Source organism: Haemophilus haemolyticus, from assembly GCF_003351405.1.
GTDB lineage: Bacteria > Pseudomonadota > Gammaproteobacteria > Enterobacterales > Pasteurellaceae > Haemophilus > Haemophilus haemolyticus_N.
In genome coordinates, this window is record NZ_CP031240.1 from 61,572 (window position 1) to 82,378 (window position 20,807).

19 protein-coding genes are annotated in these 20,807 nt (G+C 37.7%); 7 read left to right on the top strand and 12 right to left on the bottom strand.

The features are described 5' to 3' along the window. The first annotated feature begins 3 nt into the window (after positions 1 to 3). Complete coding sequence (locus DV427_RS00285; protein ID WP_065265258.1) at positions 4 to 768, top strand: amino acid ABC transporter ATP-binding protein; 765 nt, start codon at positions 4 to 6, stop codon at positions 766 to 768. Next, complete coding sequence (locus tag DV427_RS00290) at positions 752 to 1,606, top strand: cysteine ABC transporter substrate-binding protein (RefSeq protein ID WP_114890899.1); 855 nt, start codon at positions 752 to 754, stop codon at positions 1,604 to 1,606. Before DV427_RS00285 ends, DV427_RS00290 begins: the two co-directional genes overlap by 17 nt. Before the next feature lie 85 nt (positions 1,607 to 1,691). On the opposite strand, the gene DV427_RS09460 is transcribed toward DV427_RS00290, so the two are convergent. Further along, positions 1,692 to 1,835, bottom strand: coding sequence for a hypothetical protein (locus DV427_RS09460; RefSeq protein ID WP_114890900.1), 144 nt, complete (start codon positions 1,833 to 1,835; stop codon positions 1,692 to 1,694). Positions 1,836 to 2,211: 376 nt separating this feature from the next. On the opposite strand from DV427_RS09460, the gene DV427_RS00300 reads away from it, so the two are divergent. Then, on the top strand, positions 2,212 to 2,967 hold the full coding sequence (locus tag DV427_RS00300) for a Nif3-like dinuclear metal center hexameric protein (RefSeq protein WP_114890901.1): 756 nt from the start codon (positions 2,212 to 2,214) through the stop codon (positions 2,965 to 2,967). 57 nt (positions 2,968 to 3,024) lie between these two features. On the opposite strand, the gene ffh is transcribed toward DV427_RS00300, so the two are convergent. Continuing rightward, positions 3,025 to 4,413 (bottom strand): signal recognition particle protein, encoded by a 1,389-nt coding sequence (gene ffh / locus DV427_RS00305; protein ID WP_114890902.1) that lies wholly within the window; start codon positions 4,411 to 4,413, stop codon positions 3,025 to 3,027. A gap of 280 nt (positions 4,414 to 4,693) precedes the next feature. Here ffh and DV427_RS00310 point away from each other — a divergent pair, with 280 nt between their 5' ends. Further along, positions 4,694 to 5,956 (top strand): HlyC/CorC family transporter, encoded by a 1,263-nt coding sequence (locus tag DV427_RS00310; RefSeq protein WP_114890903.1) that lies wholly within the window; start codon positions 4,694 to 4,696, stop codon positions 5,954 to 5,956. 64 nt (positions 5,957 to 6,020) lie between these two features. Here DV427_RS00310 and DV427_RS00315 read toward each other — a convergent pair whose 3' ends face one another. The 3 genes from DV427_RS00315 to DV427_RS00325 form a co-directional block, all read right to left on the bottom strand. After that, a complete protein-coding gene (locus tag DV427_RS00315) occupies positions 6,021 to 7,460 on the bottom strand; it encodes a porin family protein (protein WP_114890904.1) in 1,440 nt (479 codons plus the stop codon). 54 nt (positions 7,461 to 7,514) lie between these two features. After that, positions 7,515 to 8,345 carry a Slam-dependent surface lipoprotein gene (locus tag DV427_RS00320; RefSeq protein ID WP_046938903.1) on the bottom strand — a complete coding sequence of 277 codons (831 nt, stop codon included), beginning with the start codon at positions 8,343 to 8,345 and terminating at the stop codon, positions 7,515 to 7,517. A 99-nt stretch (positions 8,346 to 8,444) separates the two neighbouring features. Further along, positions 8,445 to 11,714 carry a TonB-dependent receptor domain-containing protein gene (locus tag DV427_RS00325; RefSeq protein ID WP_240317972.1) on the bottom strand — a complete coding sequence of 1,090 codons (3,270 nt, stop codon included), beginning with the start codon at positions 11,712 to 11,714 and terminating at the stop codon, positions 8,445 to 8,447. A gap of 217 nt (positions 11,715 to 11,931) precedes the next feature. On the opposite strand from DV427_RS00325, the gene DV427_RS00330 reads away from it, so the two are divergent. Next, positions 11,932 to 12,702 carry a threonine/serine exporter family protein gene (locus DV427_RS00330; RefSeq protein WP_114890906.1) on the top strand — a complete coding sequence of 257 codons (771 nt, stop codon included), beginning with the start codon at positions 11,932 to 11,934 and terminating at the stop codon, positions 12,700 to 12,702. A 1-nt stretch (position 12,703) separates the two neighbouring features. Further along, positions 12,704 to 13,183 carry a threonine/serine exporter family protein gene (locus tag DV427_RS00335; RefSeq protein WP_114890907.1) on the top strand — a complete coding sequence of 160 codons (480 nt, stop codon included), beginning with the start codon at positions 12,704 to 12,706 and terminating at the stop codon, positions 13,181 to 13,183. Positions 13,184 to 13,232: 49 nt separating this feature from the next. On the opposite strand, the gene DV427_RS00340 is transcribed toward DV427_RS00335, so the two are convergent. Both DV427_RS00340 and DV427_RS00345 read right to left on the bottom strand, forming a co-directional pair. After that, on the bottom strand, positions 13,233 to 13,448 hold the full coding sequence (locus DV427_RS00340) for an HP1242/YdcH family protein (protein WP_114890908.1): 216 nt from the start codon (positions 13,446 to 13,448) through the stop codon (positions 13,233 to 13,235). 119 nt (positions 13,449 to 13,567) lie between these two features. Continuing rightward, positions 13,568 to 14,326, bottom strand: a complete 759-nt coding sequence (locus DV427_RS00345; RefSeq protein WP_114890909.1) for a hypothetical protein — start codon at positions 14,324 to 14,326, stop codon at positions 13,568 to 13,570. 169 nt (positions 14,327 to 14,495) lie between these two features. Between DV427_RS00345 and serS the strand changes: the two genes are divergently transcribed. Further along, entirely contained in the window at positions 14,496 to 15,785 is a 1,290-nt protein-coding gene (gene serS, locus DV427_RS00350; protein ID WP_114890910.1) for a serine--tRNA ligase, read from the top strand. 51 nt (positions 15,786 to 15,836) lie between these two features. Here the strand turns inward: serS and selD are convergent, their stop codons facing one another. The 5 genes from selD to aroC form a co-directional block, all read right to left on the bottom strand. Further along, on the bottom strand, positions 15,837 to 16,877 hold the full coding sequence (gene selD, locus DV427_RS00355) for a selenide, water dikinase SelD (protein ID WP_114890911.1): 1,041 nt from the start codon (positions 16,875 to 16,877) through the stop codon (positions 15,837 to 15,839). A 55-nt stretch (positions 16,878 to 16,932) separates the two neighbouring features. Then, on the bottom strand, positions 16,933 to 17,889 hold the full coding sequence (gene lpxM / locus DV427_RS00360; protein ID WP_114890912.1) for a lauroyl-Kdo(2)-lipid IV(A) myristoyltransferase: 957 nt from the start codon (positions 17,887 to 17,889) through the stop codon (positions 16,933 to 16,935). A 46-nt stretch (positions 17,890 to 17,935) separates the two neighbouring features. Next, positions 17,936 to 18,703: a TSUP family transporter gene (locus DV427_RS00365; protein WP_114890913.1), complete on the bottom strand. Its 768-nt coding sequence runs from the start codon at positions 18,701 to 18,703 to the stop codon at positions 17,936 to 17,938. A 17-nt stretch (positions 18,704 to 18,720) separates the two neighbouring features. Continuing rightward, complete coding sequence (gene mepA / locus DV427_RS00370; RefSeq protein WP_114892153.1) at positions 18,721 to 19,581, bottom strand: penicillin-insensitive murein endopeptidase; 861 nt, start codon at positions 19,579 to 19,581, stop codon at positions 18,721 to 18,723. A 146-nt stretch (positions 19,582 to 19,727) separates the two neighbouring features. Further along, positions 19,728 to 20,801, bottom strand: a complete 1,074-nt coding sequence (aroC, locus tag DV427_RS00375) for a chorismate synthase (protein WP_114890914.1) — start codon at positions 20,799 to 20,801, stop codon at positions 19,728 to 19,730. Positions 20,802 to 20,807: the final 6 nt, after the last annotated feature.

Sequence of the window (20,807 nt, forward strand, 5' to 3'; positions counted from 1 at the left end):
AAAATGGCATTATTAGAAATCAAAAATCTTGTTAAAAATTATGGCGATGTAGAAGCATTAAAAGGAATAAGTCTTTCTGTTGAAAAAGGGGAAGTTGTCGTAATTTTAGGGCCATCTGGCTGTGGGAAAAGCACTTTTTTACGCACACTAAATGGCTTAGAACCAATAAAGAGCGGTCAATTATTACTGCAAAATGCAGGACTACTTGGCAAAGACATCAGTTGGGTAAAAGCGCGCCAACGTATTGGTATGGTGTTTCAAAGTTATGAATTATTTGCTCATTTATCGGTGATCGACAACATTCTACTTGGACCATTAAAAGTACAAAAACGCGATCGTGCTGAAGCAGAAAAACAAGCAGATGAATTACTCAAACGAGTGGGATTATATGAGCGTAAAAATGCCTATCCACGCGAGCTTTCAGGTGGTCAAAAGCAACGCATAGCCATTGTGCGTACCCTATGTATGAATCCTGAAATTATTCTATTTGATGAAGTGACCGCTGCATTGGATCCGGAAATGGTACGCGAAGTACTCGATGTTATTTTAGGTCTAGCCAAAGATGGCATGACAATGTTGATTGTGACACATGAAATGAATTTTGCACGTCAAGTCGCACATCGCATTGTATTTATGGATAAAGGTCAAATTATCGAACAAGCCAAGCCTGAAGATTTCTTTACGAATCCGACCACGGATCGGGCGAAAACATTCTTAAACATCTTAAACTATGAACCAAGAGGGACAAACTATGAAGAAAACATTTAAAAAATTAACCGCACTTTTTGCCACGGCAGCACTTGCTTTTGGATTATCGGCCTGTAACGATAAAGAACAGGTCAAAGAAACGAAACAAGCTTCTGCAATTGAACAAATCAAACAAGCAGGCAAAGTACGCATTGGCGTATTCAGTGATAAACCGCCATTTGGCTATGTGGATGCCCAAGGAAAAAGCCAAGGGTTTGATGTAGAAATCGGTAAAGCGATTACGAAGGATCTATTAGGCGATGAAAATAAAGTGGAATTTGTACTTGTAGATGCAGCAAACCGCGCTGAATATTTACTTTCCAAGAAAGTAGATATTATTCTAGCGAATTTTACTGTCACTGCAGCACGTAAAGAAGTGGTCGATTTTGCAAACCCTTATATGAAAGTTGCACTTGGTGTGGTGTCTAAAAATGGTGAAGTCATCACAAACCTTGAACAATTAAAAGATAAAACCCTGATTGTGGATAAAGGGACTACCGCTGATATTTTCTTTACCCAAAATTATCCCAACATCAAATTACTTAAATTTGAACAAAATACCGAAACCTTTGAAGCATTACGTGACGGACGTGGTGATGCACTTTCTAATGACAACACCTTCTTATTTGCTTGGGCAAAACAAAACCCAGGCTACACAGTAGGCGTAAAAAGTTTTGGCGATCAAGATGTTATTGCCCCTGCAGTACGCAAAGATGCGCCAGATTTACTCAATTGGTTAAATACTGAAATTGTTAAACTTTCTAAAGAAGGCGTATTAAAACAAGCCTATGAAAAAACATTATTGCCAGTTTATGGTGATAGCGTCAGAGAAAGCGATATTGCGGTTCAATATAAATAATAAATACAAATAAAAATAAAAATAAGCGCAGGCAAACCAGCGCTTATTTTTTATGAATGAAAATAGGGCTAAAACCTACCGCACTTTATGGGTTCATTCCCCAATGACGTGTGTTTTTATCAAATTTAACACCTGAATGAGAACCTTCTGCGCCGTTAAAATACACATCTTTATTTGCGCAAGCTGAAATAATCAACGCGCCTGCGATAATCAACAACCATTTTTTCATAAGTAAACCTTTTTGCTAAATTAAAAAACCTACGAATTGTAACACAACGGCTCCACATCCCAACAAAATATTTTGCTTTCCTTGCCATCATTAACCCCCTCACCAAAGCCAAACTTCCCTTCTTTGCTGATAAATTTGACTTATTGAACTATTAAAAAACGTAAGAAATTTAAACCGCACTTTAAATAAAATAAAAAATTTCTTATTTTTTTCTTGATCGCTATAAATTTATATATATAATGAATTCTGTTTTAGATACTAGATAGTAATTTAATAGTAATGAAACTTGGCTAGTGCATTCCCCCACTCCTTCGCACTAGCCATTTTTTTTGGAATTTTGTACCATATCTCACCTGTTTCCAATCAACGATCCATTATGAATAATCTCGAACTTGAACAACTCATTAATCAAAAACTTTCTTCCGATAAAATCAATGACTATGCGCCCAACGGCTTACAAGTCGAAGGTAAAACAGAAATCAAAAAAATCATTACTGGTGTAACGGCGAGCCAGGCTTTAATCGACTACGCAATCAGCCAAAATGCTGATGCGATTTTGGTTCATCACGGCTATTTTTGGAAAAGTGAAAACCCTTGTATTCGAGGAATGAAAGGCAAGCGAATTAAAGCGCTTTTAGTGAACGATATTAATTTATATGGCTATCATTTACCATTAGATGTGCATCCAGAATTAGGCAACAATGCGCAATTAGCCAAACTGCTCAACATTGAAAATTTACAACCATTAGAAAAAGGCGCTGTGAGTATTCCTGTTTGGGGCGAATTAAAAGAACCGATGACAGGTAAAGACTTTGCAGAAAAAATAGAAAAAGTGTTAAATCGAAAACCGTTAATTTGCATTGAAAACGGACCGCACTTAATCCGAAAAATTGGTATCTGCACTGGTGGCGGACAAGGTTATATTGATCTTGCTGCAGAACAAGGCTGCGATGCATTTATTACTGGTGAAGTGTCAGAACAAACGATTCATTCTGCTCGTGAGCAAGGATTACATTTCTTCTCTGCAGGTCATCACGCAACAGAACGATATGGCATCAAGGCATTAGGCGAATGGTTGGCAAAAGAATATAGCTTTGATGTAGAATTTAAAGATATAGATAATCCAGCGTAAAATACAAAAGTGCGGTAAAAATATGTCTTTTTTTTACCGCACTTTTATCTTCTGAAATTATCGTTTAAACATTCCGCCTAAACCACCAAGACCGCCTAAGCCTCCGCCCATTAAGCCTTGCATTCCACGCATCATTTTAGCCATACCGCCTTTACGCATTTTCTTCATCATGCGTTGCATTTCGTCGAATTGTTTAAGTAATTTATTGACATCTTGCACTTGAGTGCCAGAGCCTAATGCAATACGACGGCGGCGAGATCCTTTGATAATATCTGGATTGGCACGTTCTTTTAGGGTCATGGAGTTAATGATTGCCTCCATTTTGACAAACATTTTGTCATCTACTTGATTTTTAACATGATCAGGCAAATTTTTTGCACCGGGTAATTTCTCAAGCATAGACATCATGCCACCCATTTTTTTCATCTCGATAAGCTGCTCGCGGAAATCATCTAAAGTGAAATCATCGCCTTTCTTGAATTTCTGCGCCATTTTTTCTGCTTTTTCACGATCAACAGAACGTTCAAGATCTTCGATAAGGGAAAGCACATCGCCCATGCCCAAAATACGGGAAGCAACACGATCAGGATGGAACGGCTCAAGCGCTTCTGTTTTCTCGCCCACACCCAAGAATTTAATTGGTTTACCTGTGATTTGACGAATTGATAACGCTGCACCACCACGCGCATCACCGTCCACTTTCGTCAAAATAACACCTGTAAGCGGCAATGCTTCATTAAAGGCTTTTGCCGTATTGGCGGCATCTTGACCAGTCATCGCATCAACAGTGAAAAGGGTTTCGATTGGATTTAACACTGCATGGACTTGCTTGATTTCGTCCATCATTTCTGTATCAACGTGTAGGCGACCTGCCGTATCCACAATCAACACATCGTAGAATTTCAGTTTTGCATCCGCAAGCGCCGCCTTAGCAATATCAACTGGATTTTGTTTAACATCCGATGGGAAAAAATCCACGCCAACGGATTGAGCCAAGGTTTCAAGTTGCTTAATCGCAGCTGGGCGATATACGTCGGAAGAAACCACTAACACTTTCTTTTTATGGCGTTCACGCAAGAATTTTGCCAATTTACCCACGCTGGTGGTTTTACCCGCACCTTGTAACCCCGCCATTAAGATAACTGCTGGTGGTTGGGTTGCAAGATTTAAACTCTCATTCGCTTCGCCCATGGCTTTTTCAAGCTCACGCTGAACGATTTTTAAGAACTCTTGCCCTGGCGTTAAACTTTTATTGACTTCTTCCCCAAGCGCGCTTTCTTTTACTTTTGCAATAAATTCACGCACCACAGGTAAAGCAACATCTGCTTCAAGTAATGCCATACGCACTTCGCGCAAGGTTTCTTTAATATTATCTTCCGTTAAACGGCCTTTTCCGGTGATATTACGTAAGGTTTTGGAAAGGCGATCCGATAAATTCTCAAACATGGCTAACAATCCCGTTTTTCTTAAAAAATTGCGCTGATTATACCGAAATTTAGGCGTTTTTCATCATTTCAAATGAAAATGGCTTTTTGAGTAGGCGATTTCATGAAGAAAGCATAGGAGATAAGGAAAAAGAATGATTATTTAGCCAATTTCGGGTATCATTCTGCCCACTCTTGGCTATTTGAGTAGCCATTTGATTTAGCAAAATCAAATAACAGGTAAAAACTGCGGTGAAAAATGACCGCACTTTTTGTTGATTAACAAACAAAAGGATTTTCCCTTGGACAGTATTCCCCTTAGTACTTTATTTATTATTCTCATTATCTGTTTAGTTTTATCTGCCTATTTTTCCGGATCTGAAACCGGACTACTCTCTCTCAATAAATATCGTCTTCGTTTTCTATCCGAACAAGGCAATAAAGGCGCACAAAAAGCAGAAAAACTGCTCGAAAAGCCAGATACCTTGTTAAGCTTTATTCTTATTTTTAATAACCTTGTGAATATCAGTGCATCAGCGATTGCGACCATGATTGGTATGCGTTTATACGGTGATGCAGGTGTGGCTATTGCAACGGGTTTACTCACTTTCGTGATGCTTGTATTTTCTGAAATTTTCCCTAAAACGGTAGCAGCGATGCACGCGGAAAAAGTCGGTTTTGTGTCCAGCCATATTTTGACGGTATTACTTAAAATCTTCTATCCTCTCGTTTGGCTGATGAATATTTTTACCAAATCATTAATGCATTTGGTGGGATTAAAACCCGATATGCAAAAACAAGTAATTAGTCGTGAGGAACTTCGTAGTATCGTATCAGAAGCGGGCGAAGCGACGCCTGATGAACAACATCCACAAATGTTGCTTTCTATTTTAGATATGGAAACCGTCACCGTTGATGACATTATGGTTCCGCGTAACGAAATTGGCGGCATTGATATTGATGATGACTGGAAAGCTATTATGCGCCAGCTCAATCACGCAGCACATAACCGCGTGGTGCTTTACAAAGGCAGCCTTGATGAACAAGTGCTTGGCATTTTGCGCGTGCGTGAAGCATTCCGCTTACTGCTTGAAAAAAATGAATTTACCAAAGAAACCTTAATTCGTGCCGCTGATGAAGTGTATTTCATTCCTGAAAGCACGCCATTAAAAACGCAACTTGCGAATTTCCGTGCAAATAAAGAACGCATTGGCTTAGTGGTGGATGAATACGGTGATATTAAAGGGCTTGTGACATTGGAAGATATTTTGGAAGAAATCGTGGGTGATTTTACCACTTCCACCGCGCCAAGCATTGACGAGGAAGTAACGCAACAATCTGATGGTTCCATGATTATTGATGGCTCGGCCAACCTACGCGATCTCAACAAAATGTTTAGCTGGGAATTAGATACAGAAGATGCCCGCACGTTTAATGGTTTAATCCTCGAACACTTAGAAGAAATTCCCGATGAAGGCACGGTTTGCGAAATTGATGGCCTGCAAATTACCATCCTTGAAGTGGGCGATAATATGATTAAACAAGCGAAAGTAGTGAAGTTATAATACTAAAATTGAAAGAAAATAAACCGCACTTAGAGTTAAATACCTCTCAAAGTGCGGTTTATTTTTAAAAGGTTTTTTCAAATTTCAATACCGCTTCATTCTGTTTATAGCGATATAACATTTCTACGTTACTCTGATGATTTGTATGAATAAAATTGATACTAGGCACAATATCGTAAAATTTGAATTTAGGAATAGCAAAGGTAAACAAATATTTTTGTTCATTGTCTTTTCTTGTTTTTCCTAAAAGTGCATTATAATCTTGATAATCTATTTTTCTAAAAATACCTTGCGCAGTAATATCAATTCCGCTTTCAAAACTTTTATTAATACCTATTCTTATCCCCTTTCTAGCATATTGATCAATTTTTGATTCTGTTGAAAACTTTTTCGCATAATCCAATCCACCAAATAAAATCCAATCATTTGGTAAGCTATAAACTAAAGTAGAAAAGAAAGAGAGAATTTTTCCATCTTGATAAGATAAATTACGATCTTGATATTTTTCCCATTTATATTCTGTTTGCAAAGAAAAGTATAAATTCGGATTAAAAATCTTTGAATAAGAAATATTAAACCCTTTTCTCTCGCTATACCAATGATGATAGGATCTTGTTTTTTCAATTAAAGGATAAAGATCTAATTGATTTTTTTGATCTTTAAAACGGTATCCTAATCCAAGTGAAATATTATGTTCCGTAAATTCTGATTTTTTAGGGTAAAACTCACCATAAGCTAATCCTTTAAAAATAATACCTTGATTATTTAATATTTCAGTATATTTATTTAATACAGCTTCATAACTAAATCCTGTGCTTTTTTGAATAGTTGGTCTAGTTCGTGTAAATTCTAATGTACCAAGATAAGGATTTTCGACAATTTCTTTACTAGTTTCATTTCCAGATTGATTTAAATTAGAATTATAAATTGTGCCAAAAGAAAAGGAACCTTGCCACGATTGGCGATAATCAAGTTGTGATAAATATTGGTTTACACGTGCCATTACATTTGGTTGTTGCGGCAATTCTATCTGATTAAAAAGAATTTTAGATTGATTGTTTTGCCAGTTTAGAAAATAGAGTTTAGCTAAATCTAATTTTCCGCGTGTGAAATCGGGTTCTTGTTGAACTAGTTGCTCGTAAAGTTGAATGGCTTTTTTGGTATTTCCTTGATTAAATGCAATATTCGCTTCTGCAAATAAAATCATTCCTTGTTCTGCTTGCGGAAATTGTTTATAACGGATCAATAAATGTTGAATATCATTCGTTTGTTTGTAATTAATTGCGAGAAAAAGAGCGGTCATTATTTCTTCTATATTATCACTCACCTCAAATTCTTGGTTGTTTATTGTTAATGTAGTAAAGAATTTATCTTGTTGAATAAATTGTTGTTCTTGTCGTTGTTGATTTAATTGAGATTGTTGCTGTAAGCGGAAATCTTTTTCTTGATTTTCGGCAAGTACCAAAAAAGGAATAAAAAGAAAGATAAAAGGGAATTTCGACATAAAACATCCTGTTTACAATAAGGCTTGCTTTCGCAAGCCTTTTGTTTATTAAACTTAATTTTTAGTACCGCCAAAGGCTGTGTTGTATTCAGGTTTTGAAGCAAATGTTGCCATACCTGCTAAGCCTTCTGCTTTCGCACCATAGAAACGACCTTCTGATTTACCAGTGATACCTTCTGCTGTAGCTTCACCCTCAAAAGTGGCTTTAGATTTATTGATTTGGCTTTCAACATGGATGGTAAAATTAGTTTTACTTAAATGACCTTCTATAGAGCCATCATCAAAATCGACATCAAATCTACCTTTCATCAATTCTTTATTGAAATCAGTGTATTTATTGATACCTTGAACATTATAAGTCACTTTTCCACTAGGCAATTTTGTAGTTGGGTTTGAACCTACGTAATAAACACTAACATTTTTTTCTTTTGTGTTGCTTCCTGCTACATTTTCCCATTCACCATAGTAGGTATCCATATTGCCAACTTGCTTAAAGGACAATCTTCCTAATCCAGTATGATCTGGCATAATTAAAGTCAATTTAGGCATATTTTGCATTTTAGCAACAACTACGCCATTGGAATCTTTTTTAGCAACGCCTGTAATACGCGAAATCCATTTGTCTGCACGCTCAGCCATTAAAGCCATTGATTGACCTTTATTATTTGCTGTTTTACTTAATGCTTTTTCAGTTGTGGGACTATAATCTGGTAAGTTTCTATCATGAACTTCAATGCCAGCTTTTCCATCCTTTAAACCTGCTTTAACAATAATATATTTAGTTTGTTTTGTATCTGTTGATACGCCACCGACAACTTGTGCTTGTGTAAAACCAACAACACCACAAGCCATTACTGCTACTGCAATTTTACTTAGTTTTTTCATAATAATTTCCTTATTATAGAAGGTTTATAAAATCAAAACATTAATCGTCTTGAGCCAAAATCATCATATCACAAAAACAAATATGATAATTATTTTCATTTAAAATTTTGCAGTGAAACCTAATTTGATCGTTCTTCCTGGTGCAGGCATACTAGAACGTGTGAGTGGATCAAGATAATAACGATCAGTAATATTTGTTCCCACCAATTCTAATTGAAGATTTTCATTTACTTTATAGGAAGCATAAGCATCAACAACTAATACTGGATTCCAGCGGTTGGTTTCAGTGCTTCCTAAGAAGCCCGCATCTCTTAATGATTTTGCACGGCTGTCTTTTACTTGAGAATGATAAAGCCAGCGAGTACCTAATTCTAAGCGCTCATCTAAAGCACGGATGCCAAGGTTAGCCGTGATGGAATATTTTGGTGCTATCGTATGTTTTAAATAGCCTTCAGCATTGCCACCATTTACGCATTCTGGAAGAGCTCTTGGTTTTTTTACATTTCTAACATAATCCCAAATACCTCGATCAAGTACTGCTGAATTTTTATCGCAGAATTTATTTTTAAGGTTATAAACGATACCTAAATCAGCAAAGAAATTACCTTGATCATATCGAGTTTGAAACTCTAAGCCAGATAACATTCGTTTATCAAACTGTTTCATTTCATAATTCACATCACGATCAAATACATTTTTTGTTAAATTATGGAAATAATTTAGACGAATATCAGCACGGCGTGCATTGGGTAATAAACCTCGTAAATCTTGCACATAACCGATCTCAATATTTTTGCTATGTTCAGGTTTTCGATCATAGAATGGATGAAGTTCAGTAATGGAATAACCAATAGTATCTTCAAAAATACTTGGCATACGTTTTGTTTCTGTATATCTCGCATAAATACGAATATTGTCAGTAACAAGTACTGTTGCCCCAAAAGCTGGAGCCCAAGCGTGGGCTGTTCGTTTTGCTTTTTTCATTTTTTCCCATTGTTCTTCCGTTGGGTTGCGTTTTTCTAATTGGGAAAAATTGGCACTAATATACTGAATTGTTTTTTCAGTTTGGTTAGTTGCTGGATTAAATTGCTCTTCTTTCAATTTATCATCTGTAAAATACTTGTTAATAGGCGAATTATCTAAATTAAAGTTTCCATATTGATCTCTTTCCCAATAAATTGTTTTTTCCTCTCCACTTAATCCGTTTCTTTCTTCTAAAATTTCAGCTATGTTAGAGTCTTCATCTGTAGGTTTAGATAAGTTGCTTTCTATTAATTTTGAATTAACATATCCCCTTCTATTTGTACTCCATATTCTTCTATCCTTAAGCCACTCTTCTTCTGTATTATAGTTACTTCTTTTGGGTTCTGGATTATTTTTTGAGAATTCATTTTTGAACTCTGCTTCTTTAATACCAAAGTTCTTATAGTTATTATATTTTTTTATCATGTCCTCAGTAATATTTGGCAGCTCTCTATAATCAAAGCGAATAGCCGCTGGATACAACACCTCTTCCCTTTGCTTATCCTGAATTTGCTTTCTCAACCCATCATCACGTGATTTATAGTGCGTATATTTTGCACCAGCATCTAAAACCAACCAATCCACTGGGCTATATTGGAAATTAAAACCTACATTTAATTCTTTGCGTTTTCCGTGACGTTCGCCACTCATATGGTAATCCCAGCCTGGACAATAAATGTTACTGTCTGGTTTACCGCCACCAACCCAACCACCACATACTTCGTTTGCAAGTGGAGTATTTTTGGTAAATTCATTTTCAGAATTTAGATTCTCCCATTTGTAATTACTCATTACATCAAAATTTAATTTTGGAGTAACTTCAAAACGGTTGCTAGCATAAACGCCATAGTGATTATCTTTCGACCATTGTGCTTGTGCTTCTTTGGTATCAAAAACCCCCTTAATATTTGGTGTTTTATCATTGGAATTAGCGTATTCTTTCCATTTTTTACGTATTTGTTTTATATATTCGGCTTTATCTATTAAATATTGTTCATAACCTTCTTCCCCTGGTTGCTTAATTTCAGGTGCAACAAGATCAGTTCCTACCGAATTAAATCCCATATCATCAAAAATAATATCGGAAGGGCTTCCACCTGAAGTATTGGTTTTGGCATGATTAAATACTGCATAGGCTCCAAGGCGCAAATTCACCCATTTATTATTTTCAGGGTTATATTCAAAATCTGTATTCACTGCGGTTTGTTTTACATTGGCAAGCGGCCATTGTAGAACTGTGCCTTGTTGATAGCTGGTTTGCCATAAGCGAGAAGGCATAATTTCACCATAATGCATATCGCTATGGCGTAAGCCAAATTTTAATTTGGTGTGATCGTTAAACTTAATGGTCGCTTTGCCTAAATAAGATTCGGATTCAAAAGATGTGTTAGGAACTTCTTTTTTCGGATGATAAACAATGGCAATCCAAGGAATGTAAGGATCATCGGTGGAATAATAATTCGGATCGAAGTTTTCTCGATTTGCATATTCATCCAAAGTTTTTCCTTCACCATAATTATGTCCACCTTTTGAACCCGCAAAATAATTTCCTTTATTGCGATAAGCATAAGCAACTAAGCCTTCAAAATGCTCATCTTTTGTTGCGATGGCTAAGCGATAGGCATTGTCATTAAAGAATTTATTTCTACCATGAGAACGAGCAGGATAACGATCGGATGTTCTAAAATAAGCTGAAATAGGACCTAAGCCCATATCTTCAGGCTGATTAAGTTTACGGAAATCTTGACCAATAGGAATAGGATAACCACGTTGCTTAATAGAATTATTAGCTGTTTCAGCTTTAAATTCGATACCAAATTTTTCACCTTTTTTAATAATGTCATCAGGTTCTAATGTGGTAAGACGAATTGTTCCTGCTGCGCCACTATCTAAAGTGCGGTTCAAATTTGGGCCTTTTTCAACAGTAACACCGCTAATTAAAAATGGATCAAGATAGTTACGGTTGCTCACCCCCGCAAAACCACGCCAAACAGTGATTGCTTGTTCTGTGCCATCAACTAAAACAGGAATTCGACCTTGCCCCTGAACACCACGAATATTAGGATCCAATGCACCGCTATTGCGTGCATCACCACTATATACGCCCGTTGTACCTGTCAATAAATCCGCTACAGAATGTCCTTTGTAAGTTTCAATTTCTTTCTTACTTTTATATTCGGTTACTTGGTTTTCTGAAAACATTTTATCTTTACCTGCTTGGGCCTTACTTTCAGAAGTACCCAAAACAGAGATCGTATCAAGCTGATTTATTTGTGGGGAAGCATAGATACTTTGATGAATAAGCAAGGTGAGAGGACATAGCATAAAGGAAAATTTATGTTTCATTTTTTGAATCTCCATATTAAACGATAACAATTATCAATTTAGGATAGTCCTATTTTTTCGTATTATCAAAGAAAAATTATTTATTTTGTGATCGATATAACAAAATTTTTCACTAAAAAATTTTTGACTTAAATCATAAGTGCGGTTCTTTTTTGCGCATTTTTCAGAAAACATTTTTATAATTATTTATAGGTATATTTTGATAGAGAACAAAGATATGGAACACGAATATCAACGGGCGGTGACTCGCGTGTGCGTACAAACGGCACTGCTCTTGTTACAACATGGTGCAGAAAGTACTGTGGTGGTGCAAATGGCGCAGCGTTTAGGCATCGCACTTGGCGTAGAAAGCGTAGAATGTGCGCTCACGGCAAATGCGGTGGTGCTGACGACCTTATCAGATAATCATTGCATTACCACCGCACGAAAAAATACGGATAAAGGCATTAATATGCAAATGGTTACTGATGTTCAGCGCATTGTGATTGCCGTTGAACATCATTTGTATGACTTAGAAATCGCACAAAGAAAACTGGATCAATTAAAACCGCTTAAATACAACCGATGGTTAGTGGTGTTTATGATTGGATTATCTTGTGCAGCATTCGCCCATTTATCTGGTGGAGACTGGGTGATTTGTGGCATCACCTTTGCGGCGGCTGCCATTGCAATGTTTGTGCGACAAGAATTTTCTAAACGGCACTATAATCCCCTTATCGTCTTTGCCATCACCTCTTTTGTCGCCTCGCTGATTTCTGGCGTGAGCTTAAAATATAACTTAGGTAACGATCCTCAAATTGCTTTAGCGTCTAGTGTGTTATTACTGGTGCCAGGGTTTCCTCTGATTAATTCTTTGGCAGATATATTAAAAGGTTATGTCAATATGGGATTAGGCCGTTGGACGATTGCGACTATTCTCACTTTTGGCGCATGTCTTGGTATTGTATTCGCTTTAAGCGTATTACATATTACAACTTGGGGGCATTAAAATGTTATTAGACATCACAATATTTATCTTGAAATTACTCGATAATATGTTATTTGCCGCGATTCCAGCTGTGGGCTTTGCTTTAGTATTTAATGTGCCGCCAAAAGCCTTAAAATATTGCGCAATTTTAGCCGCACTTGGGCATGTGACACGCACATTATTACTGCATATTAATATGCCTATTGTATTTGCCACCTTCTTTGCCACTTGCGTAATTGGATTTTTAGGCGTGCATCTTTCCCATCGTTATTTAGCCCACCCCAAAGCCTTCACCGTTGCCGCAATTATCCCGATGATCCCCGGTGTTCATGCCTATAAAGCAATGATTTCAATGGTACAAATTCATCATTTCGGCTTTTCCGATGCGTTATTTGAACAAATGATTAGTTCCTTTATTAATACCAGTTTTATCCTAGGCGCAATAGTATTTGGATTAGCCTTACCAGGATTATTGTTTTATCGACAAAAACCGGTGGTGTGATACTAAAATAGTTCAACAAAAAAACCGGCATCCGCCGGTTTTCTTACTATTATTGTGATTTTTTCTTGAGGTATTCATAAAGCTCATCTTTAATCCGTAATTTTTCTTTTTTCAAAGCCTCAATTTCCATATGAGTGGCGAGCTGAATGTTTTCCTGCATGTTCTTAATTTCATGATCTAATTCGTTATGCTTTTCAAAAAGACGATCGAAATAAGCATCATTACTTTTAAGTTTGGTGATTAATTCTCGGTATTCGGGAAACATAGTATTGCTCCTATAGTGGTTTTAACTGGTTTAAGTTTACTACATTCGCCCCAAATAAACAGAAAACAATCTTAAAAATTTGACAACGATCACAAAATTTATTTCTCTCAAATAATCCTTTACTCTTTCGCTTTTTTATTTCTTCCAGCACCTAAAATCAGCATCGCTAACAAACTAAGGATAATTCCAAAACCAGCACCAATACCCGTTGAGATAACATAAGGTTTCTCTGATATCACAAGATTAGGCTGTTGAACAAAATGAAATGCCACCAAATTATTATCTAACGGTTGAACAGATTGCATCATTTTCAATTTGTTTTCCCAAGAAACGTCAATTTTAGCGTCTGCAGCATTTTTCACTTGTTCGAATAACGATTTCCATTTTGTAATCAATTCATTATTTAATGTTTGGCGCGCTTGATTATTCACATAACGAATGTATTCCACAAAAAGTTGATCCACTTCTTCACGATCAAAAGAAGACAGGGTTAATTGTTCAAGATTATTTTCTTGGGAAAATTTAAAATGTGAGGCGATTTGCTGAATCGTTTGATTTTCAACTTTAGCTCTCGCTTTCACAAAATCAGATTGATTTAAAAAAGCCATTAATTGAGCAGGTGAATTAAGAATTTTTGTAAATTCATGATAGGCAGAATTGGTCGCCTTACGCTCAATTTTTACCATATCAACGGCATCAGCATCACCGCTAACTAAACTGTATGTAGAAAAAAGAGAAAAATAATTACCTAGTTCACTCATTTTTGGCGCTTCAAATTGCGCACTAACCTGCCATTTTGTCGGGTGAAAATGAGCCCCCGCAAAACCAAGCCCACCGCCGATAATCATAAATAAAAAAGAAAGAATAAATTTTCTCATAACTCACCTAAAAATTTGATTAAATTGGCGCGAATTTTAGCACAAAGTGCGGTGTATTTTTCTTTATTTTCAGAATCTCGCTTTTCCCTTGGCTTTTAACTGGTTTATTTCAACAACGTGCGATAGAATAAAACCGTTTTCATTTCAACGAAAAAAGTAAGGAAATACCATGATCGATCCAAATTTACTCCGTAATAATTTAGCGGAAGTCGCAGAAAAATTAAAAATAAAACGTAACTTTATTCTTGATACAGAAAAACTCACCTCATTAGAAGAACAACGCAAGAACTTACAAGTCACCACAGAAAACTTACAAGCGGAGCGTAATACTCGCTCCAAAGCCATTGGTGCTGCCAAAGCGCGTGGTGAAGATATCGCGCCATTATTGGCTGAAATAGACAATATGGGCAACCAATTGACTGAAGCAAAAGCACAATTAGATGCGGTACTTGCGGAAATTAATCAAATCGCATTAAGTATTCCAAATCTACCTGCAGACGAAGTACCATTAGGCAAAGATGACACCGAAAATAAAGAAATCTTACGTTGGGGTACACCACGTACATTTGATTTTGAAGTGAAAGATCATGTCTCATTAGGTGAAGAGGCCAATGGCTTAGATTTTGCCGCTGGGGCTAAATTGGCTGGTGCGCGTTTTGCCGTAATGAAAGGTCAAATCGCAAAAATGCACCGTACATTAGCGCAATTCATGTTAGATCTTCATACTGAACAACACGGCTATTTAGAAACCTACGTGCCTTATTTAGTGAATCACGCAACACTTTATGGAACAGGTCAATTACCAAAATTCGGTGAAGATTTATTCCATACTTTAGCCTTAGAAGGCGAACAACCTTACGCATTAATTCCAACCGCAGAAGTGCCAGTCACTAATTTAGTGCGTGATGTAATCATTGATGAAGCAGAATTACCAATAAAAATGACCGCACATACGCCATGTTTCCGTTCAGAAGCTGGTTCTTACGGTCGTGATACTCGCGGTTTAATTCGTATGCACCAATTTGATAAAGTGGAAATGGTACAAATCGTTGATCCAGATAAATCAATGGAAGCACTTGAAGAATTAACTGGCCATGCGGAAAAAGTATTGCAATTATTAAATTTACCATACCGTAAAGTTTTACTTTGCACAGGCGATATGGGCTTTGGTTCTTGCAAAACTTACGACTTAGAAGTTTGGGTGCCTGCACAAAATACTTATCGTGAAATTTCTTCTTGCTCCAATATGTGGGATTTCCAAGCTCGCCGAATGCAAGCACGTTGTAAAGCAAAAGGCGATAAGAAAACGCGCTTAGTACACACCTTAAATGGTTCTGGCTTGGCAGTTGGCCGTACTTTAGTAGCTGTTCTTGAAAACTATCAAAATGCAGATGGTTCAATCACCGTGCCAGAAGTGCTACGTCCGTATATGGGCGGATTAGACGTTATCGGCAAATAATCCTTCTAGAAAATAAAAAAGCGTGGATTTTAAAATTTCCACGCTTTTTTATTAAGCTATTTGAACGACAACATCGGATTCTGATTTAGGTTTTAATTCACCCACTTCATATAAATCAATGCCCGCATCTTTGGCTATTTCAATGACTGTTTGAACGCTATTAGGCTCAACTGCTACTAATAAACCGCCTGATGTTTGAGGATCGCACAAAATCGCTTTTTGTTCTTCCGTCAACATCCCTACTTTATATCCATAACTTTCAAAATTACGCCCCGTTCCACCTGGTACGCAACCTTGAGCAATATAATCTTTAACACCGTCCAAGGTTTTAATTTTGTCCGCAAAAACTACCGCACTTAAATTTGAACCTTCACAGATTTCAATTAAATGACCAAGTAAACCAAATCCGGTGACATCGGTCATTGCGGTGACGCCCTCCACTTGGGAAAATTGGCTGCCAATAGAATTCATTTGGCACATGGCGGCAGTAGCTAAACCTTGATGTTCTGGTTTTAGTTTTCCTTTTTTCTCCGCCGTCGTCAAAATACCAATACCAAGCGGTTTCGTCATATAAAGCCTACAACCTGATTTTGCAGACGCATTACGTTTCACTTTTTCAGTGTCAATTACGCCTGTCACGGCTAACCCAAAAATAGGTTCAGGCGAATCAATAGAATGTCCCCCCGCCAAAGCAATCCCCGCTTGATGGCAAGCAAAACGACCACCATCAACAATTTTCTGTGCAACTTCCGCTGGTAATATATTGGTTGGAAAACCTAAAATGGCGATGCCCATAATCGGCTTACCGCCCATAGCAAAAATGTCACTAATGGCATTAGTTGCGGCAATTCGTCCAAAATCAAAAGGATCATCCACAATCGGCATGAAAAAGTCTGTGGTACTGATAATTGCAGTTCCATTACCAAGATCATACACCGCTGCATCGTCAGCAGTTTCATTGCCGACGAGCAAATTTGGATCATAAAATTTTTCCAGTTCTGAATGTAAAATTGTCCCTAACACCTTAGGCGAAATTTTACAACCTCAACCCGCACCATGGCTGTATTGCGTCAGCCGAATTTTTTCTTCCATTTTTATTTACCTTGTTGAATATCCGTTTTCGAGAATATGAAGTTTAAACCTACTCTTAATCATAAAGATCTTCGCCATCCTTCCTTGTGCGCAATAATTGCAAAATCCAAACATATTGCTCTGGCGCTGGCGTAACAAAAGATTCTATTTCTTCATTCATTGCTCGGGCTGATTGTTCAGGCTCATCACTTAAATTCATTGCAGGATGAATTTCTATTTCGTATTTGCCAGCCTCAGCGTTATAACGAGGAAACATTGGAATAACAACGGCTTTAGAAAGTTTTGCCATTTTATTTAATCCCGGCAATGTCGCTTTATAAGTTCCAAAGAAATCAACAAATACGCTTTGCTCGGCTCCAAAATCTTCATCAGGTAAGTAATAACCCATTTCACCTTTACGAACATGATTTAAAAAAGGTTTAATACCATTTTGGCGAGCATGCATTTTTCCGCCGAAACGTTGGCGTGTAATTGTCCAAAGCCAATCCACCAATGGATTACGATGTGGATTATACATAGAAGTCATTGGCATACCTTGAGTGTGCAAAATAATGCCCGAGGCATCAATCGCCCAGCCATGTGGCACCATAAGAATAATATTCTTGCCTTCAGCTTTTGCCTGTTCGATATGTTCAAGACCGATAAATTCGCTGCGTTTTTGCAAATGTTTCTTTGAACGGATGGCAATCTCACCAATACCAAACATAACTTGTGCAACAACCGCAAACATTTTATCAATGACTTGCTCACGTTGTTGCTCAGTCCAATGAGGGAAACAATATCGCAAGTTAGTTTGTGCACGCGTACGCTGTTTCTTTGCTTTATGCCCAATCCAAATACCTAATTTCCCCGCCAATTTATCGCGCAGACGAAAAGGCAGAAATGCTAACAACAATAAAAAGAAAATACCGAGCCAAATTTCCCAATATTGAGGCTTTAAATACGACCATGAAAAGTGCGCTTCATATCCTACTCTCGCCGTCAAACGTAAATTTTGTTGATTATCCGACATAATAAAATGTAATTAATTTTAACCGCACTTTTGCGCGCTTTCCGAATTAAAAATGAAACCAACCCTGATCGTAAACCATTTTAGCCGTCATCATAAAAGACATGATAACAACCATCGGTCGAATCAAGGTTTTACCTTTCGTCATCACCATTTTGGCGCCTAAATTTGCACCTAAAATGCTCCCTGCCATCATCACGAAACCCACTTTCCAAAGAATTTGTCCGCCCAATAAGAAAAGCGCAAAAGAAGCAAGGTTTGAAGTGAAGTTCATCACTTTTGCATGTGCCGTTGCTTTCGAGAGATTAAACCCTAGCAAAGTAACACAGGCTAAACTCATGATTGAGCCAGTCCCGGGCCCAAAGAAGCCATCATAAAAACCCAAAAATGGGCTAACTAAAAGACCAAATAACAGATAACTTAATCGTTGTTTCCGATCTTCATCACCTAATTTAGGAGTAAATAAAAAATATAGGCCAATAGCTAAAATCAAAAAAGGAAGCATTTTTTTGAAAATCGCCACATCAATTGATTGAATTAATAATGTACCTAGGGCAGAACCTAAGAAAACCCAAATCAAAATAAACCAAATATCGCGTAAATTGACCGCTCTTTTTCGCAAGAAATAAAGGCTTGCGGATAATGCGCCCCCCATAGCTTGCAATTTGTTGGTGCCTAACGCCATTGCAGGTGGCATACCTGTCATGAGCAATGCGGGAATAGTGATTAATCCACCACCGCCAGCAATCGCATCGATAAATGATGCGACAAAACCAACACAAAACAATATTGCTAAAAGATCAATTCCGATATCCATATTGATTTACCTTAATGCTATTCTAACCATTCACTCCGATTCGGTGAGTTCAAAATTTGTTGACACAAAAACGGCTCTAGTGGTGTAACTTTAGGTTTGCTCACTGAAGCGCCTGGTTTTGGCGGTTCAAACCAAGAATATAATTCGTCTCCACAACCATCACCAGCAGGCACAGGCGCTTGATTTTCACAATAAGGCGCATCTGCTGGGCAAGTTAAACGAACATGAAAGTGAGAGTCGTGTCCATACCAAGGACGAACTTTGTGTAGCCAACCGCGATCACTGCCAGCGGTTTGACATAATTTTACCTTAATCGCAGGATTAACAAAAATACGTGTCACATTTGGATCTTGAGCGGCTAACTTAATTAACATCGTATGATTGGTATTCCATACACGATCATCCACTCGTTGCGCCTTTCTATCTACAACTAATAAACCTTTACCATCAGAATTCAGCGCATCGGCGTCTGACATTTCGCCCATTCTTAACCAAATATCCGCATCTAATCCCATCTGATGGCTAGCATGGCCCGTTAAAAATCGCCCGCCACCTGGCATGGCAATATCGCCTACTAACATCGTTGGCAACCCAGCAGCTTTAGCGCGTTGTCCCAAACGTTCAAGATACTGAATCATATTTGGATGGCCATAATAGCGATTGCGATTCATACGAATCACTTGGTAACCTTCACCTTTTGGCGGTAATGCTTGCGCCCCTATAATACAACCATTGGTATAACTACCAATAGGTTTTGCTTTCCCATCATCACTTGGAATGGGACGTTTCACTTTTTGCCAATCGAGAGGAGACGCAACAACATTCAGAGAGAAAAGTGCGGTAAAAATTATTGTTGTTTTTAATAAAATTTTATTCATTCTAATATTATCATTAATAGTTTCACCGTCGATAAATATACCCACGATAAAAAATAACTCCCCTTTGAGGAACATTCATTGCTCAAAGGGGGAACATCAAAGCTTACCTAGGAGATAGCAACCTAGCCTTAAATATCACATTAAGATCACTTACACTGTGCCTTAAAACGTAATAGATGATCTAATAAGACAATCGCCATCATGGCTTCTGCGATGGGTACCGCACGAATACCCACACAAGGATCGTGTCGACCTTTTGTTACAACCTCTACGGCTTCGCCATTAAGATTGATTGAACGACCAGGAATCGTAATACTTGAAGTCGGTTTTAGCGCAATAGTGACGATAATCGGTTGACCAGAACTAATTCCGCCTAAAATGCCACCAGCATGATTGCTTTCAAATCCATCTGGTGTCATTTCATCACGATGTTCACTTCCACGTTGCTCAACCACAGCAAAACCATCACCAATTTCGACACCTTTTACTGCATTAATTCCCATTAATGCATGGGCAAGATCCGCATCTAAACGGTCAAATACTGGCTCACCTAATCCGACTGGAACATTTTCAGCGATAACAGTAAGTTTAGCGCCAATAGAATCCCCTTCTTTTTTAAGTTCACGGATCAATTTATCGAATTTTTCTACCGCACTTTCATCAGGACAAAAGAATGGATTACTGTTTACCTTTTCCCAATCAATGTCTCCAATGGTCTGCGGCGCAATTTTCACATGACCGATTTGGCTTAAAAAACCGCGGACTTCAATACCAAAATATTCACGTAAATATTTTTTTGCAATCGCTCCCGCTGCAACTCGCATCGCTGTCTCACGCGCTGACGAACGCCCACCGCCACGGTAATCACGGATGCCATATTTTTGCTGATAGGTAAAGTCTGCATGACCTGGGCGGAAACGATCTTTAATATCACCATAATCTTGCGAACGCTGATCACCATTTTTAATGATCATTCCAATACTTGTGCCTGTCGTTTTTCCTTCAAACACACCAGATAAAATTTGAACTTCATCATCCTCACGACGCGGCGTGGTATATCGAGATGTACCAGGTTTACGACGATCTAAATCTGGCTGAATATCTTTTTCAGATAATTCAAGATTTGGCGGTACCCCATCAACGATACAGCCTAATGCAATACCATGTGACTCACCAAAAGTTGTCACACGAAAAAGTTGTCCAATTGTGTTACCCGCCATATTATT

Bases quoted from the DNA above. Each gene is read 5' to 3' on its own strand.
- DV427_RS00315 (WP_114890904.1), bottom strand. From the start codon at position 7,460: ATGTCGAAATTCCCTTTTATCTTTCTTTTTATTCCTTTTTTGGTACTT.
- DV427_RS00300 (WP_114890901.1), top strand. From the start codon at position 2,212: ATGAATAATCTCGAACTTGAACAACTCATTAATCAAAAACTTTCTTCC.
- DV427_RS00365 (WP_114890913.1), bottom strand. From the start codon at position 18,703: ATGGATATCGGAATTGATCTTTTAGCAATATTGTTTTGTGTTGGTTTT.
- DV427_RS00285 (WP_065265258.1), top strand. From the start codon at position 4: ATGGCATTATTAGAAATCAAAAATCTTGTTAAAAATTATGGCGATGTA.
- DV427_RS00320 (WP_046938903.1), bottom strand. From the start codon at position 8,345: ATGAAAAAACTAAGTAAAATTGCAGTAGCAGTAATGGCTTGTGGTGTT.
- DV427_RS00290 (WP_114890899.1), top strand. From the start codon at position 752: ATGAAGAAAACATTTAAAAAATTAACCGCACTTTTTGCCACGGCAGCA.
- DV427_RS00335 (WP_114890907.1), top strand. From the start codon at position 12,704: ATGTTATTAGACATCACAATATTTATCTTGAAATTACTCGATAATATG.
- lpxM (WP_114890912.1), bottom strand. From the start codon at position 17,889: ATGTCGGATAATCAACAAAATTTACGTTTGACGGCGAGAGTAGGATAT.
- DV427_RS00340 (WP_114890908.1), bottom strand. From the start codon at position 13,448: ATGTTTCCCGAATACCGAGAATTAATCACCAAACTTAAAAGTAATGAT.
- serS (WP_114890910.1), top strand. From the start codon at position 14,496: ATGATCGATCCAAATTTACTCCGTAATAATTTAGCGGAAGTCGCAGAA.
- mepA (WP_114892153.1), bottom strand. From the start codon at position 19,581: ATGAATAAAATTTTATTAAAAACAACAATAATTTTTACCGCACTTTTC.
- DV427_RS00325 (WP_240317972.1), bottom strand. From the start codon at position 11,714: ATGAAACATAAATTTTCCTTTATGCTATGTCCTCTCACCTTGCTTATT.
- DV427_RS00330 (WP_114890906.1), top strand. From the start codon at position 11,932: ATGGAACACGAATATCAACGGGCGGTGACTCGCGTGTGCGTACAAACG.
- ffh (WP_114890902.1), bottom strand. From the start codon at position 4,413: ATGTTTGAGAATTTATCGGATCGCCTTTCCAAAACCTTACGTAATATC.
- DV427_RS00345 (WP_114890909.1), bottom strand. From the start codon at position 14,326: ATGAGAAAATTTATTCTTTCTTTTTTATTTATGATTATCGGCGGTGGG.
- DV427_RS09460 (WP_114890900.1), bottom strand. From the start codon at position 1,835: ATGAAAAAATGGTTGTTGATTATCGCAGGCGCGTTGATTATTTCAGCT.
- aroC (WP_114890914.1), bottom strand. From the start codon at position 20,801: ATGGCGGGTAACACAATTGGACAACTTTTTCGTGTGACAACTTTTGGT.